The 16359-nt window shown below is 59.6% G+C and carries 12 protein-coding genes; all 12 read right to left on the bottom strand.

The genetic code is table 11. The features are described 5' to 3' along the window. Nucleotides 1-2 precede the first annotated feature (2 nt). Nucleotides 3-1088, bottom strand: coding sequence for a class I SAM-dependent methyltransferase (locus tag ACVIGB_RS15205; RefSeq protein WP_456722018.1), 1086 nt, complete (start codon nt 1086-1088; stop codon nt 3-5). Nucleotides 1089-1150: 62 nt separating this feature from the next. Continuing rightward, nucleotides 1151-3013, bottom strand: coding sequence for an asparagine synthase (glutamine-hydrolyzing) (asnB, locus tag ACVIGB_RS15210; RefSeq protein ID WP_456722017.1), 1863 nt, complete (start codon nt 3011-3013; stop codon nt 1151-1153). Between the two features lie 6 nt (nt 3014-3019). Continuing rightward, complete coding sequence (locus ACVIGB_RS15215; RefSeq protein ID WP_456722016.1) at nt 3020-4198, bottom strand: glycosyltransferase; 1179 nt, start codon at nt 4196-4198, stop codon at nt 3020-3022. Between the two features lie 12 nt (nt 4199-4210). After that, on the bottom strand, nt 4211-5758 hold the full coding sequence (locus ACVIGB_RS15220) for a glycosyltransferase family 4 protein (RefSeq protein WP_456722015.1): 1548 nt from the start codon (nt 5756-5758) through the stop codon (nt 4211-4213). Between the two features lie 22 nt (nt 5759-5780). Next, nucleotides 5781-7178: a glycosyltransferase gene (locus ACVIGB_RS15225; RefSeq protein ID WP_456722014.1), complete on the bottom strand. Its 1398-nt coding sequence runs from the start codon at nt 7176-7178 to the stop codon at nt 5781-5783. Between the two features lie 56 nt (nt 7179-7234). Continuing rightward, nucleotides 7235-8653, bottom strand: a complete 1419-nt coding sequence (locus ACVIGB_RS15230) for a glycosyltransferase family 4 protein (protein ID WP_456722013.1) — start codon at nt 8651-8653, stop codon at nt 7235-7237. A gap of 47 nt (nt 8654-8700) precedes the next feature. After that, complete coding sequence (locus ACVIGB_RS15235; protein ID WP_456749155.1) at nt 8701-10647, bottom strand: glycosyltransferase; 1947 nt, start codon at nt 10645-10647, stop codon at nt 8701-8703. Nucleotides 10648-10725: 78 nt separating this feature from the next. Next, nucleotides 10726-12186 carry a glycosyltransferase gene (locus ACVIGB_RS15240; protein ID WP_456722010.1) on the bottom strand — a complete coding sequence of 487 codons (1461 nt, stop codon included), beginning with the start codon at nt 12184-12186 and terminating at the stop codon, nt 10726-10728. Between the two features lie 21 nt (nt 12187-12207). Then, the gene (locus tag ACVIGB_RS15245; protein WP_456722009.1) at nt 12208-13341 is read right to left on the bottom strand and encodes a DegT/DnrJ/EryC1/StrS family aminotransferase; all 1134 of its coding nucleotides are present in this window, start codon (nt 13339-13341) and stop codon (nt 12208-12210) included. Nucleotides 13342-13405: 64 nt separating this feature from the next. Further along, a complete protein-coding gene (locus ACVIGB_RS15250; protein ID WP_456722008.1) occupies nt 13406-14560 on the bottom strand; it encodes a class I SAM-dependent methyltransferase in 1155 nt (384 codons plus the stop codon). Nucleotides 14561-14610: 50 nt separating this feature from the next. Next, nucleotides 14611-15666, bottom strand: a complete 1056-nt coding sequence (locus ACVIGB_RS15255; protein WP_456722007.1) for an ATP-grasp domain-containing protein — start codon at nt 15664-15666, stop codon at nt 14611-14613. 168 nt (nt 15667-15834) lie between these two features. Further along, nucleotides 15835-16359 (bottom strand): metallophosphoesterase family protein, encoded by a 525-nt coding sequence (locus tag ACVIGB_RS15260; RefSeq protein WP_456749156.1) that lies wholly within the window; start codon nt 16357-16359, stop codon nt 15835-15837.

Here is a 16359-nt window from a genome sequence, read left to right on the forward strand (position 1 = left end):
TGTCAGACCGTTGGCTTCGTCAGCAAGACTGAAATCCCGTTCGGATTGGAGTCATTGAAGGTGCAGTCCTTGACTCCAAGCTCCTTCATCCAGCCCGCAACCTCGTCATCGCTGTGCTGCCAGGCGTTATGCGGATGATACCAATCGAAGTTGACCATATTGTTTGTTTCATAGTCGAACGCCTCGTTCCAGAAGCATTTCAGGAAGTTATAGTACAGCAATCGTTGAACGTTGTGCGTTCCTGCGGGAATCCCGAGCACCGGTATAGGCTTTTCAAGCGTGATCGTGGCGTTCAGCCGCGATAGCTCCCGGCCCAGTTCCGTGATCCCTTCGCACGCCGCATAGCATTCCTCCGCGGAGAGCGGCATGAAATTCTGGCGGACATGGTCGTCGGCGAAGACGCGCACGGCGCCCATCTTCCGATAGACGTAAAAGAAGAACTGGCCGCCGGGCCTGACCTTCCGGTACAGGGCCTCCACCGCCGCCCTGGTGTTGGGTGTGTGATGCAGCACCCCGTCCGCGATGATGAAATCAAACGTGTCATCGGGGAACGGAGCTTCCATCAAATCGGCCTGGACGACCGAGCAGTTCTCGAGATCGCGGGTGTTCTCGAACGTCGTCAACGCAGCATCAGACACGTCGAGCGCGAACACCTCGCCCGGGCAGTTCTCGGCGATGAACCTTGTATTGAAGCCCGACCCTGGACCGACCTCGAGCACGCGCTGCTTGGACCGGTAGAAAGCCTTCAAGGCGTCCAGATCGGGCAGCCCAAGCTTCTTGCAATACCAGCCGAACAGGAATTCCTTGTGCTCGGGTTGCAGCCCATACTGCTTGAAGCGGCGCCACTTGTCCGAGAAGGTCTGATTTGTTTTGGCCTGCTCATGGGCTTCCGGCCGGCTCTGCGCGGTCGCCGGCTTCGGCAAGCCGTACCGTGAGCAGAAATCGGTCAGGTCGGGCTGCATCGGGCCGCTCAGGAAGCAGGGAACCCCGTGCAGGATCGGATACCATAGCGATGCATCGGGCGTCCGAAGCACGCCTTCGATGACCTGGCCTTCCTGTTGCGTGAAAGCCTCAAGCTGAAGCTCCATTCCGTTCGGACGGAGACGTGAAGACGCAACGGTTCGCATAAATCTAGCTCCTACAACTGCAACTAATGGACGGCGCCGCCATAGGCACCATGTTGCTTGCACCAGGACTCGAAGCTGAGCAAACACCAGATCAACGCGACATGGTTTGCCTTTTGCTCGAAATGCTCGTCCAGAATCCGACGTACGAAGTCGTGTTGGAATACGCCTCGCTGCCTAATGCGGGATTCCGAGAGTTGCTCCTCGATCCATGAACGCAGAATCCCTCTGTACCAAGACGCGTCCGGAGGACCAAATCCCATCTTCGGTTTCCGGTAAATCGTGTCGGGGACCAGCGGCCGGACAGCCTCGCGAAACAGGATCTTGCCCGTGGTGCCGTCGGACAGCAGGCCCCAATCCACGCCGAGCAGATAGTCGACCAGCTCGTTATCCAGAAGTGGCACCCTGGTCTCAAGGGAATGCGCCATAGACAGCTTGTCTTCCAGCGACAAAAGACCTGGAAGATAGGTGGTCAGGTCGACGTGCATGACGGCGTCCCAGGGATCCCGCGACGGAACCGACCCGATCGCATCTCCGATCGCCGCGAGCGGATCGAAACCTCCTGCGGCTCGCAGAAACTCCGGCGTAAAGGCCTCGCCGATCTTGTCCGCCGATACCGGGACGTTGAGGCTTGCGCGGTAGAGGGCAAAGGCATCCCGTGACGCTGCCGGATCTCCCGCCGCGGCGCGAAAACGCTGCATGACACGCTGCATCAGGGAGGCCGGAGCCGCCCTCGGCACGATGGCGTATCTGCCGACATACCCTCCGGTGACCTCGTCACCGCCCGTACCCGACAGCACGACCTTTGCATCCTGAGCGACGCGTTGCGCGATCAGATAATTCACATAGGCCATTCCCATGCGAGGATATTCAATCGCGCCAACCGTCGCATCGAGATGACGGGCCAAGGCAACCTGCGGCACCATCAGCTCGACACGCTCGATGTCGAGCTGCTTGGCGACCTCCCGGGAGAACTCGCGCTCGTCGACGAATTTGTCGACACCGACATTCTCAAGATCGAAGATGCACGAATAGGCGCGCACGACCGGATCGATCTGGTGCGCGCCTGCCGTGATCGCCGAGCTGTCGATCCCGCCGGACAGATACGCCATAACAGGCACATCCGCAGCCAACTGCCTGCGCAACGCCGCCTGCAATATTTCGCCGAATTCGCCCGAAGCCCGCGCCAGACCAGGCGCGTATTTGCGATGGTAAGCGGCAGCCCAATAGGTGCCGCTCGAACTCCCATTCGCCGTAAATCGTTCGAACGTACCAGGCTTGAGAAGACGGACACCCCGGAACGGCGTGCGCCCTCCCCAATTGTTCATCAGCGTGAAGTACTCCAACGTCGCTGACGCATCGAACTGCTTGTTCACCAATCCGCTGGCGTACAGCGCACGCACTTCCGAGCCAAACACGAGACCCTTGCCAGGCAACTCCGTGACGTAGACCGGCTTGATCCCGTATCGGTCGCGGGCGATCACCAGCTCACGCTGGTTTTCGTCCCAGATGGCGCAGGCGAACATGCCGTTCAGCTTGTTGAACAACCTGTCCTTCCACTGCTCCCAGCCATGGACCAGAACCTCGGTGTCCGAGTGGTCTGTCGCAAAGACATGCCCGGCGGCCTCGAGCTCTTTTCTCAGCTCGCGGTGATTGTAGATCTCTCCATTGAAGACCACCCATACGGTTGCATCCTCGTTGCACATCGGCTGGTTGCCGGTGGCCAGGTCGACGATCGCAAGCCGGCGGAAACCCAATGCGACGTCTGGCGACAAATGGAAGCCGCTGTCATCGGGGCCGCGGTGTTCGATGCTGGCCGCCATATTCCGAATCCGGGCGTTCGCGTCCGGACAGGCGCCAAAATGCAGAATGCCAGCAATGCCACACATCTGAATCTACTCGACTTCGGCGCCTGCCGGCGCCAGCACAAACGTACTGTCAGGGCTGCGATAAGCTGCGATCATCGCCCCGGCAATATGATCAGGATCATGCCATCGCTCGACATAGCGACGCGCCCGCTTCCCGAGCTCTGTCCACTCGGCTCGACGCTCGAGGATAGCCGCAAGATCTTCCGTGAGCCGCCCGGGATCGACGTTCAAGATCGCAAGATCATCCCGCATGGCCGGCGGGATGAACTGCAGGTCGCTTTCCCTGACGTAGCATACCACCGGCTTTCCCATGGCCATCATCTCGACGGCAAAGCCGCCGTACCAACCCGCAAGCACCTGGTCAATGGCAAGGTCGGCGGACCTGTAAATGGCCATCGCCTCCTCATGCGTTTTCTTTTCAACCAGGATCAGTTCGAAGTCGAACCGGGACTTCAGACGCTCCAACGCATCGAGTATCATCTGGGTGCCCTTGATACTCGCATCGCTCGGCGCGTGGACAATTCTCGGCTTGCCTTCAGCGCGGGGATACTCGGGCGAGAAATGACCGATCTCCACGTTGGCGTAAGGCAGGAACTGCCCTCCGGGGACGACGTGCCCCAGTTCCGGATTGAGATAGAATACGCGGTCAAACAGCGGAAGCACGCGATCGATCAGGCGGGACCGGCGCGCATCGAGCGAGGTGACGCAAGCTTCATAGGCGGAGCAACGCCCGCTGGCGCACATGGTCCACTCGTTTCGCCGATTGCCCTCGCCCGCAAGCCTTGCGTCGCATCCCTGCAGGGTCATGAACCTCTTCTTGCCCAACCCCCTGGCCAGCTTGAGATCGATCGTCACGAGCCGATTCAGCAGCGGTCCCATCCGGCCAACGCCCTCGAACGCGTAGCCCGGATACAGGAACGTTGTTCCAAAATAGTAGTGGAGCACATCGTAGCGCAGGAGCGCCGACAACCCGAACCACGCGCTCCGGGCCACCTTCTGAAAGTCGGTTGCCGTGTCGTCATACAGAACCTTGTCGGCCGGGTATCGAAACCAGGTTCCGCTTCGAATGACTAGGTCGCTCCGATTTCCACGCCGGCGCTCGGCACGCGAGAGTGACCAGGGCTGATTACCGATGTTGAAGGGGCCGTGAAGGATTTTCATCTTGCTGAGCGAATGTGATGATCTGTGCGCGTTGCTGTCCTGCATCGCGATGGCGGTTCAGGCCCGAACGGATTCGATGTGCCGTCGATACGCGGCCAACTGCAGCTCGACGATTCTCGCCGCGGAATGATACTTTTGGATCCAGGCTGCTCCGGCAGCACCGAGTCCATGCCGGTCGTCCTGATCCGCGACGATCTTGCGAAGCGCCTCGGCGATCTCACTCTCCGTCGATGCCGACAGGGTGGGAGGGGCTTCGGAAAAGAACTCTTTGGCCGTACCCGCATCCACGTTCGTGATGACTCGCCTGCCAAGCGCCAGGGCCTCAAAGGTGATTCCACCGAATGATGGAAGAACGAACTGATCCAGCACAGCGTGGCTGCGGAGATACGTTCTCCACAACTCCGGTTTGCGCATCGGCGCAAGCCACTGCACCTTATCGTCGAGCCCCAGACTTCCTATGAGCTCCCGCGAGGCGTCAAGGTCGCGTCCCCAGGCAATCATCGCAAGTCGCAGCTGAGGCGCTTGCTGCGCAACGCGCGCGAAGGCACGGATCAGCCGGTCATTGCCCTTCACCAGGCTGGGGTCCGAGTCCCGCCAATCCTGTCGGGTCGGATGAAAAACAACGACCTGGTCATCGGGCGGCCTGATCGCGCTGTTTCTGGCCCCGAATTCAACGAGCTTCGTATCGTCGAACGCATGCGGAAGCGGCGTAATCCGATCCGGCGGCACGCCAAGCCGTCGGGCGGCAGCCACGCAATCGATGTTGGTGACGAAGACGTGGTCGGCTCCGAGGAACACCGTTGCAGTGAGCCGCCCGAGGCCGTCGTCCTGAAACGGGATTGCGCGCAACGTTCCATGCTCATATCCGAAATAGGGGCGCTGCGCGAGCAGCGGCCAGGCACCATCTGTTGCGTAAGCCTGGATGACGTCAAACCGGTCCAGCAGACCCATGAGCGGCGCGAGCCGCGCCCGGTAGCTGCCAAAGTCCGCGGCGCTTGGCGGAGAACCCGGCGCACGCCCTTGCCGCCAGACATCAACAAGCCGCTGCTGCTGCGGGTCATCCCTTGCCAGAACGCGTCGCATGAAGATGTCGCGCGCCATTGCGGGGGATCGACGAATCCTCCGTCTTATCTTCTGGCCAAGACGGATCACGCGGGCAGACGCTCTCTGCGAACACACGGACTGTCGGGCTCGATCCAGCGAGCGTCGGAATTCCTCGGCGAGGTCCGGCTGGCCGCCAACCTCAGCGGCAATCATTGAGCAACACAAATTCAGAGGCCCAGAGGCAAACCATCTCGGCCGCCGGTAGCCTCCGAGATCGACCTTGGTCCAATCCGGAAAGAATGGATCGCCGAGGTCTCCCTCAAACGTCGCCTCCTCCCATTCAGGCGAAGCCATGATGTGGTAGTTTTCGTAGGCGATGACATAAGCGTCGATGCCGTGCTTGCGCTGGATCCTGGCATTATTGAACGCGTTGTTCGCGATGTTGCCGAGGTGCAGCACGCGCAGCGCTCGCCCATGCTGTTCCTGGAAACGCCGATGCCAATCCAGCTCCTGTAGCTGTGGCGAGCGCGTGATCACGCCTGATGTGTCGACCGATGTCACCGGACATGCCCTTGCGGTCCGATCATCGGGGAGTCGTCCCGGCGAGCGCACTGAGACCTTCTGAAGCAGGCTGCCTCGCAATCTGGAATGGATGCTGCCAATTCCTCACGAGGGGAATGGCGTTGCGCCGGGCTTCCTCCTGCTCCTGCTGGCACCGAATGCGATCGACGACGGCAGGCGGAAAGTTTGCAGTGTCCCGATAGAGCTGTCCAAGCCGCGCAGCGATCGCCGATATGCCGTGCCATCGCTCGACGTAGCGCCGGCCCTGCTCGCCGATTGTGCGAAGGCTATCCCGATTGCGGATTACCCACAGCAATGCCTGCTCAAGTTCATCGGGCGTTGCGGTGATGATCGGGCATTCCTCCGGCGCTTCGACCAGATCCGGACCTCTCACGAAGCTCAGGACCGGCTTGCCGAGCGCCATCGCCTCGAGCGCGGTGTAGCCGTAAGCACCACCGATAAACTGATCCGCCACGATGTCGGACTGGGCGAACAGCGCGAGAACCTCGCTGTTGGGAACGCCTTGTATCTTGTAATATTCGATGTCGTATCCCTGCACCTTCAGCCTGTCGATCGTCCGCTCCAGGTATTTCGAGCCCTTGAAGTGCGTATGATTAGGTGCGTGGGCGATGCGAAGGGGACCGGATGGCGGCGCGTCCGGGAGAACTGCATTGAACCGATCCAGATCCAACGGCCAGTAGTTGATATGTTTTGCCGCAGGCATGTAGGTCAGCATATCGCCGAGCGAGACCAGGGCCGTTACGGACTTGGTCAATTCGGAAACATAATGTTGAGCCTCTGCGTCGTGACACGTGCAATATTTTGGCGGCTCCGTGCAGTCGACGCAGAAGTTCCATTTGCCGAGGGCCAGGGTCGCAAGCCTGGTACGAACATCGGCACCGTACGCATAAACATAGACCCGCTTGCCGGCCCGCCGCAGAGCGGCAAGCTCCTCGGAATTGATCTGCAAGCGCTCCGTCGAATCGAGCAACCCGCGGTCGGCGAAGAAGTGAAACACATCATACCGAACCAGGGCCCACGCGAGCACCAAACGCTGGAACGCGAGGCCCAGGCCAAACCTGAGCGCCAGCATGTAAGGCCGTTGGAGATTCAGATCGAAGCGCGACGTTATGACATAGGTTACGTAGACAAGAGAGGTCGATTGAAAGCCAAGCTCCCGATCTGCCCTGGCCTTGAGCTGCAGGGTCAGGATCGGCGTTACACCCCACAAGCTCCTGGGCTGCCCGCGCCGCAGGCGCACGGCTCCAACTGCCGGAGCGAGCCAAATCGCGTGTTTCAGGACGGCAATCGAAAGTGCAGTAGCGACCAGGCTGAGAAGCCTCTGCGGCAGCGCCTGCAGCTTGCGGCGGACGATTGTCCACCGACCCGGCGATCTCGCAATCGACCAGGTCGTGAGCATCCACCTTCGAACGCTCCGCGGCAATACGAGCCGCGCGAGCGATCTCAGTCGATCTCTCATTGCGTGGATCCGCGTTGCGGCGGCTTTCTCGGCGAAAGGCTGTCGTAGAGCGAAACGACCTTCCGCCACTCCGACTTTGCATCCAGCCTTGCGAGAGTCTTCCGCGTGCTGGCGGTGAAGGCCGCTCGGAGTTGCTTATCCTGGACCAGGCGGTTGATCGAATCCGCGATGGAACGCGGATCGTAGGGATCGAACGTCAACCCGACCTCGTTCTCGACGACGAGGCGCTTCGCCTCGGGGTATTGCGCAACGAGGACGGGAAGATCGGCGGCGAGGTACTCAAAGATCTTGTTGGGAAGCGCAAAGGTGAAGTTGCGGCACAAGGCCGGCAACGTCCAGATCCCGGCATCCGCTCCGCGGGCGGCCGCAACAACGTCCTTCGATGGCACCGGCGGAGCAAGCACGACCCTGCCCTCCACGCCGGTGCGCTGCGCTAATTCCAGATAATTGGGGCCAAACAGATCCAGAGACGGACCCCGAATGACGAAAACACAATCAGGTGCATAGGCAAGGGCTTCAATAATCGGCTCGATCAGGCGCGTCGGGCCGGTTCCTCCCTGCCACAACAGAACGAACGTCGATTCCGGTAGCCCCAGTTGCTGCTTCAGCGGCGGATACTCACGCGACGGCGTGACCGCGATATCGGGAATGTTGCGGACCACGACGGGACGGCTACCGCCGAGCTCGGCCTCCATCGCATCCGCAATCGAGTCACATACGGTGATCGTGGCGGACGCCTCGTTGAGACAACGAACTTCCAACTCCTGAAGCGCCCGCTTCCACTCGGGAGGATACGGAGCCCAGGCGGACTGCTTCGTATCCCAATGAACATTCTCCGAAAACCACTCGTGGAAGTCGACCACAAGGTGCGCGCCTCGGTACTTTGCAGCCGCCATCGCGGCGTAGGCGGTGGAGAGATCATGCGCATGGAACGCAAACGGCTTCCGCTTCACCGCTTCCAGGTAAAGCTGTTCCGCAAAGTAGCCCGGCTGCTCGCTCATGAACGTCGCAGCCGTCCAATCGGCATGCTGAATATGAACGCGCGGTCCCCAATCAAGATTGAAGGTTGCCCCTGCCCCCTTCGTAGGTTCGGGACAGATCACCGTCACGTCATATCCGGCGGCGCCGAGGGCACGGGCTTCTCGTTCAACTCTTGGGTCCACGCGCAGATCGGAGACGACAAGCATCACCACTTCGCGACCAGAGGCAGATCTGCCAATCTGCCTGTTGCGCGACGTAGCATCACCCGCAGCGGACATCTTCGGGATTCGAGCCTGCGCGAACTGCGCGCGACGGATCACAAGCTCTGAGACCAGCGCATTCCACCGGCCGAAAAGGAAATAGAATACCGGCCGCAACGCGCGAAAAACGGGAGGATACTGCTTGATGAAGGATGAGATCTGCTTAAGCATCATTATATGGCAACTCTAGGAAATCTGCATCGGTGCTGCGGGAAACGCCATCACCACTGACCCACCAGCAAATTGCTATACGCCTTGCACTGGAGAGCAACTATTCTTTCCGCGGAATGGTAGGTCGACATCCATTGAGAGGCAGCCTGGCCTCGGCCTTGAGCATCAAGAGGATCCTGGATGACCTCCCGCATTCGCGCAGCACATTCCGCGACGTTGGCGGCCGCGAGCAACGGCGGCTCCTGGCCGAAAAACATGGCTGTCTGTTGCTGGTCGATGGCTGAAATCAACCGGACGCCCAACGCCATTGTCTCAAACCCGACGCCACCGAGAGCAGGAACGACGAATTGGTCAACCACGGCATGCGATACGCAGTAGCGCTGCCATAGCTCCCGTTTGGACATGGTCGGGATCCATTCAACCAGCTCGGACAGGCCGAGTTCCCGGATCAAATCCCTGCTGTCTGCGACCTCTTGACCCCATTCGACGAATACGAGCTTGAAGTTTCTCGTTTCGCGCGCGACTTCGGCCGCGGCGCGGATGATCACGTCGTTGCCCTTCAGCCAGGATGAATTTCCCCGCTTCCAATGGTGCCGCGAGGGACTAAAGAAAATCACAGGTCCACCCGTCGGGGGACTTAGTTCCGGGTGCGCATCGCGGAATGCGCGCAGCTTGTGATTGTCAAACGCATGCGGGAGGTAGACCACCCTATCCTTCCTTAGTCCCAACCGCTCGACCGAGGGCAGCACGTCCGAATTGGTTACGAACACGGCGGGCGCGCGCTGAAACGAGATCCGACAGATCAACCCGGTCAGATTGTTCTCGAACGGAATTTCGCGCAGCGTTCCATGCTCATAGCAGCAGAAATTCTTGACGCCGTTCATCATCGGTATCAGGCCGTCGATCGCATATCCCTGGATGATGTCATAGTACAAGAGGACATCTTCGAAGGGCTTTGGATGTATCGTTACATACTCCTCGCGATAACTAAGTGACTGACCATCGAGCTCGGCGGGATCTCTCCTGATTTCATCCAGCAACGTCTCGATTTCCCGTGCTCGCGTGACGGGATCGGACATCGATCGCGCCACGCAGCCGGTTTCCGAGACCGGAATGAACTTGAGCATGACGCGCTCCAGCAGCGCTAGGAAGCTGAGGGTCAGCGAGCGGGCAAGCGACGACGACCTCTCCCGAATCCCGCCGGTGCGTAGCCAGCGAACATCCTCCCGTAACGCACTGAGGGCGGAGCGCGCCTCCGCATCAGCTTGCGGACCCCGTCGCGCAATCTTCAACCACGCAGCAGCCGAGATTCTGTCGAGCCAATTCGTCTTGAATTGACCTGTGCTGGATTCACGTCCGAGCACGCCGTTTGCGACGAACGTTCCAAGCCATATTCTGTACAGGCTGAGAGGTTGCCTGTTCCGATACCATGACCGCCCCGGTCCGCTGAGCCAGAGCAGGAATCTCAGATGCCGAGGAGCATATTTGGCGAGGAAGCCTTTGTTGTCGCCGGAACGAGCGTCCTGAAGGGCGGTCAATTCCAGTTCCAACCATTTCAAATATGCCGTGGATCTCCAACCCGCGTTCCGGGCGCGAAGGTATTCGATGCAAAGCGCGGATGGGCCCTGAACAAACCAACGGGGCCGCTTCCATCCCTTCAGGCTTGTCGCCCACCAATCCGGCCTGAAATGATCCTGCCCAAGCGCCGAGGACCCCTCTTGCAGCGCGCCATCCTCCCACTCGGGGCACCCCATGATGTGGTAGTAGTTGTAACACAACACGTCGGCCTGGATGCCGAGCTTCCGCTGAATGCGGGCATTGTTGTAGGCATTGTTGGCTATGTTGCCGATGTGAAGAACGCGAAGCGGCCGGCCCATTCTGCGCTGAAAGTCGTCGATCAAACGCAAGGCGCGTGCGTTTTCCGCCTCGATCGCCTGCGTTGAGTCGATTTGATTCAGGCTACTCCCGAGGCCGGTTTCAACATAGGGAATTGACACTGGTTTAGGCGCCCCGCGCACTGGTAACGCGCCTGCAAGAGCAGTTCGAATGTTCGAGCAGGGATCGTTTTGACGGCATCACGAATTCAGCGACTTCGCGCTTGCGGCGATTGTTGCTTTCAGCGGCTTTGGCAACTCTGCGGTCTCCACATATAGATCCGCCAAATGCTTGCCGAGCGCCTCCACAGAGTAGTTCTTCCGGACGTAATCAGGGCCGGCGGCTCCGGCTTCCGAAAGCCGTGTGCGGTCCGAGATCAGCCGACCCAAGACTTCCTTGATCGTATCCGGATTTGCCTCAATGACCGGGCAGGTTTCGCGATCGGCGACCGCTACTCCATCGTGCAAATAGCAGATGACAGGACAGCCCGATGCCATTGCCTCCACGGCAGTCAAGCCGAAGGATCCGCTTATGAGCTGGTCGACAAGAACGTCGATCTTCTGCATCGCCTCCAGTATTTCATGGTGCGGCTTTCCGCTCAGTAGCAAGAGTTCGACTGCATGACCTTCAGCCTGCAGGGAGTGGATTGCGCCTTCCAGATATTTTGTCCCCTTGAAATAGCCGTGGTTCGGAAAGTGACCCACAACCAGCTTTCCATCCCCTTGAGACCAGGATTGTCGGGGAGAGAATTTATTAATATCGACCGTCAGGTACGGCACGTTTCGAGCGCCAGGGATAAGCTTCATGGCCAGCCCGTGCGCCACCACGGCAGTCGAGTATTCTCTGATGACCTGCAGCATGGCAGCGCCGCCGGCATCGTCGCAGACACAATAAACCCCCGGATCAGGGCATTCGGAGCAGAAGTTCCATTTTCCAAGCGCCAGGTTCTTCTCGCGCATTCTGTGGTCGGCACCATATGCGTAGGTATAGAGCCGCTTGCCAGCCTGGCGATATATTTCCATCTCGCGCACCGCAATTCCAAAGCGGGGACTACCATAGCCACCGGCCGGTTCGATGATGCCGCGATCATTGTAGAGATGAAAAAAATCGAAGTTGGCAATGGCCCAAATCAGCATGAGCCATCGAAACAGGAACCAATCCTCGCCACGCTCAGCTACGAGACGCGCCTGAATTTCCGAACATACGACATCAAAGTTCGACGAAGTGTGGTAGGTGGTGAACACCAGCGAGCGGGCGTTCACGCCCAGAGCGCGATCTGCCGCAACGCCCGCGCTCAGATTGACGATCGGCGTAACCCCCCAGAGAGAGTTCATCTCGCCTCGCAGCAATCGATCCGCAGCGATCACGCGACAATCGGCCACCAGAGCATCCCAGAAGTCGCGCGCATCAGGGGATTGATCGGGATTTAGAAACGGTCGCAGCGCATCCAGCATGGAAGTGAGGAGCTCGTAGTCGCCCTCGGCAGCAACCCGATTCACATTCTCGATGATCGCCTGATCTACGCGTCTTCGCTGCGGTGTCGGGGAAAGCGCCGAGACGGCCGCGCCAAAATGATGGTTCTTTCGCGCGAGCTGGGAGAGCCTGGGAAAACGCGAGCCCCCCAACGCGTAGCGAACCGACCGAAATAGCTTCGAAGACACCGGCTGCGTTCCGCACCTGTCTCAAGCGCTGGCTCGATTGATGCAATCAACCACCCGGCGCTGATCCTCCTCCGTCATGTTCGGAAAAATCGGCAATGTGATCGTCGTGTCCTCCGCAAGTGCCGCGTTCGGAAACTGCTCAGGGCGCAGGCCATACTTGTTCTTGTAGTAGCCGAGCCGATGCACCGCATGCGTGCCCGGTCGGGTCTGAATTCCTGCGGCAGCCAGCGCCGCCATCACCGCGTTGCGGCGCTCGCGATGCCCGTCAACGATACGGATAACGTAGGATTGAAATGCATGCCCATCGACGTCCCCGCCGAGCGGTCGCGCAATCGAATTGTTTCCTGCCAGCAACTCGGAATAGCGACGCCCGAGACGCCGGCGTTCTGCCAGCAGCCGCTCGAGCTTGCCCATTTGCGCCACGCCGACCGCTGCCTGAATGTCGGACAAGCGCAAGTTGAAGCCGAGATTGTCAAACGTCGCCATCGTCCACGGGCCGTGAGGCTCAATCGACGGATCCGGAGCGCCTGTCGAGCCGTGGTTGCGCTGCGATCGCACGCGTTCCGCAAGATCATCGCGGTTGGTGGTTACGGCACCGCCCTCTCCCGTTGTGACAGCCTTGCGCGGGTGAAACGAAAAGCAGCCGATGTCGCCAATCGCGCCAACCAGTCTGCCCTTGTAGGTCGTGCCGATCGCGCATGCGGCGTCTTCTATCACTTGAATGCCTCGCGGCCGCGCAATGGCCAGGATCTCGTCCATTGGGGCGGCAAGGCCGAACAGGTGGACCGCGATGATGGCCTTCGTGCGTGGTGTGATCGCGGCTTCCAGCCGTTCCGGATCGATATTGAAGGTCGACAGATCGACATCGACGAAGACAGGCTTGGCACCGACGTATTCAGCCGAGTGCGCGCTTGTGACCCACGTGAAAGCGGGAACAATCACCTCGTCTCCCGGCCCAAGCTTCAGGGCCATGGTCGCCAGATGCAGCGCGGCGGTGCATGACGTGCACGCAAGGGCATGCTTGACGTCGTGCTTCTCTGCAATGAGCCGCTCGAATCGTTCTGTGAGCGGCCCCTGCGTAACCCATTTCGAGTCGAGGCACTCTCGCAGCAACGCAATTTCAGCTTCGTCGAAACTCGGTTCTGTGATGTTCATTGGATCGCTACTCTCGATGCCTGGAATCCGGCGGTGCGCTGAGGGACAGGTCTTCGACCTGACCTTAGGCCGAATACACTTCCACTCCGTAAGGTGCCAGCTTCGCCTTCACTTGATCGAAATAGACCGGGCTAATCGCCAACGCCACGTGCCGGATCCCCAGTTCCTTGATCTTGTCGAGACCGCCCACCGGACGTCCGTTCAAGCCGCTTCCCCACGTGGAACGATTTTCATCGAGATAGGCCGCGATCTTCCCGGCGTCGAAGCCAAGGTAGAACGGTGCAAACAAGCCCGACGACCCGAGGCCGAAAATGGCGAATGGCTCTCCGGACGCATCAGCGGCCTTGCGACACCGATCGATCGCATCCATCGCGCTCCTGGCCACGGTCGCGTTCTGATCGACCGTGTGCTGATTGAGCTCTGCCACGTTCACCGCATGCGGTTTCGGAGCGTCAATCTTCCTTAGCAGAACAAAGATCGGCACACCTGCCTCTTTTGAAGAGACCACATCAAATCCGGCGGCGTGCGCCAGCGATTCCAATGAATGCAGGGTAAGCTTCGAAAGGTGGTCTGCGCAAAACAGGTCGTTCGGATTCTTCGCAAAGTTGGGAACGCGAATGTAGAAGAGGCCTGCCTCCTTGAGGTGCCTATGCGCCCACTTCAACATGTCGAGCGGATTCTCGACGTGCTCCAGGACGCCCAGGGCGACGATCAGATCGAAGCTTGCCGGTTCGGCGTCAAAATCCTTGTAGTCGCAGCGTCGAAGCCGAGCGGCGGGAAATCTCTTCTGCAGCACGTCGAATGCCGAGCTCGGCTCGAATGCCGCCGCGCGCCAGTCGCCAGATTCTTCAAGAAAATGTCCCAGGAAGTCGCCCTTTCCGGCGCCTATCTCCAGCACCGATCCGCCGGTCGGCAGATTGGTCATTTCCCTCAGAATCTGGTGCGTGCGCTCCGCTTGCGAGATGGGAGCCGGACCCGAGAAGCTCTGGATTGCAGCGTCCGGGCTCTTCATCATCAGATTGTAGCTGTCCTTGTAGAAGGCTTCGGCCCGCCCCCTCGTCCCGCCGGCGTTGAATATGAGGCCGCATTGCTTGCACAGCCGATTGTCGAGGGATGCCTCTCGAAGCACCATCATGTCGGATGTGATGCAGGTCCCGGAAAAGGACGGGTAGATATCGCTTAGGTGCGTCGATTCGCACACCGGACATTGCGCTGTCATAAGCTCACTCCTTGTTGATCCGCTGCCGTCTGTCGAGTTCAGATCGCCAATTAGCCAAGCGGGTGCTCCTGCAAACCCCGCAGGATTGTCATTTCCTTGTATGGAAACCGGACCGGGATATTCTCTCCGTAGACATCTCTTCGGACGAGAATGTCCGGTTCGTTGTATCCAGCCATTGCCCTCAGCGAGGTCGTTCCCGAAAATCGGGGGTTGATCTCGAACGGGATCACGGCACCGTCCACGACACGGCATTGCACGTTGATCGGAGCTCTCGGCGAGAGCGAGCCGGCAATCTTCTCGCACGCGCTTCGCACGTCAGGCCAGTCGGCAATATGTCCCTGAGAAATGCCGGTCGATATCACGAGCCGCGACCCGAGATCGGGACGGCCCGACCGGTTGGGGACCTGGGTACGGATCGTCAGGGCGTTGTTGATGACCCGCCTGATCGCAATCGAATTGAGGAGGGTACCATCCGCACCGAACAGCACGCCGACCGTATATTCGTCGTCCGAGGTTCCGATGTATTCCTGGATAATGAAGGCTTCACAGGTCGCAAGCAGATAACGCGCGAAGGCCAACAGTTCTTCGCGCGATTGAACGATGAAGACATTCGCCGACCCACCACCGCCGACCGACGGCTTGAGGATTGCCGGCAGTGTCTCCCATTGGTCGAGATCCGACAGCGCGCGCACTTCCATGAAGCTCGGCGCCGACAATCCGCACGAGGCCAGGTGAGCCATCGTTTTCGTCTTATCCTGACAAATCTCAAGGACGGTCGGCGGATTTACGGGCACGTACAGGCCGTCAGCCTCGAGCGCGGATCGCGCTCGGCTCAGAACAGCCATCTCGGGTTCTGATCCATGAAAGATGGCAACACATTTTTCCGATAGGGCCAGCGATCGAAGCTCATCCAGATACGCGGGGTGGCTCGCCCGCGGCAATTGCACAAACTTATTGACGAGGTTTCGGTTTGCGCACAGATCGCTCACGTCCGTGCCTACAATGTCGTACTCGAGCTCCCCCAACCGGAGAGCCTTGAGTATTTGTTCGCCGTGACCGCCTCCGCCGATGCCCGTCAGCAAAACTTTTGCGCGTCTGCTCTTCAAGATTGCACCTCATTCGCTTTGAAATCGGCGCACCTCTCAAGCAGCGAAGCGACCGGGGGCGCAAGCGGATAGCGCGACAGGATTCGACGACAGGGGCCTGAGATATCGAACCGGATGATCTCTGCGGCCTGCTCGCCTGGATCGTAGATGCAGACCGATCCCCGAAGGTCACTTCCTCGCGGTAGGCCGCAACTCCCGACATTGACAAAGAGCTTGTCCGCGTGCTGCCGCACAAAGGGATGGGTGTGTGTGTCCCATGAAGACGACGTCTGCGTCGACCTCCGCATAGTCCGACAGGCTGCTGTCCGGATACACGTAGCCTCCCAACGGATCCTTTGGGCTGCCATGAACAAACAGGATCGTCCCACGGTCATCACGGATGGTCAATTTCGACGGCCAGCTGCTGACAAAGTCGCGCTCATCGTCGCTCAGCAGCGCAAACGTCTCGCGATGACGATAGATCGCCTCACGGTCCGCAGTCGTCGTCTGCCGGACCAGCATGTCGTCGTGATTTCCTCTCACGACGTGAATGCCGCCGGCCCGGAGTGCGCTGACCACCCCCTTCTCCGGGATGTATCCCACCGAATCCCCAAGAAAGTAGATCACGTCAGCTTTCGCGTCTGCCAGAACGGCCAGCGCCAGCTCAAACGCCTCGATATTCCCGTGAGCGTCGGACAGAATGCCGAGGCGCAT

It is taken from the genome of Bradyrhizobium sp. USDA 4341, assembly GCF_054063755.1.

Excerpts from the sequence above, each read along its gene's own strand:
- asnB (WP_456722017.1), bottom strand. The coding sequence starts at position 3,013 with ATGTGTGGCATTGCTGGCATTCTGCATTTTGGCGCCTGTCCGGACGCG.
- ACVIGB_RS15215 (WP_456722016.1), bottom strand. The coding sequence starts at position 4,198 with ATGCAGGACAGCAACGCGCACAGATCATCACATTCGCTCAGCAAGATG.
- ACVIGB_RS15230 (WP_456722013.1), bottom strand. The coding sequence starts at position 8,653 with ATGATGCTTAAGCAGATCTCATCCTTCATCAAGCAGTATCCTCCCGTT.
- ACVIGB_RS15205 (WP_456722018.1), bottom strand. The coding sequence starts at position 1,088 with ATGGAGCTTCAGCTTGAGGCTTTCACGCAACAGGAAGGCCAGGTCATC.
- ACVIGB_RS15245 (WP_456722009.1), bottom strand. The coding sequence starts at position 13,341 with ATGAACATCACAGAACCGAGTTTCGACGAAGCTGAAATTGCGTTGCTG.
- ACVIGB_RS15250 (WP_456722008.1), bottom strand. The coding sequence starts at position 14,560 with ATGACAGCGCAATGTCCGGTGTGCGAATCGACGCACCTAAGCGATATC.
- ACVIGB_RS15260 (WP_456749156.1), bottom strand. The coding sequence starts at position 16,359 with ATGCGCCTCGGCATTCTGTCCGACGCTCACGGGAATATCGAGGCGTTT.
- ACVIGB_RS15225 (WP_456722014.1), bottom strand. The coding sequence starts at position 7,178 with ATGCTCACGACCTGGTCGATTGCGAGATCGCCGGGTCGGTGGACAATC.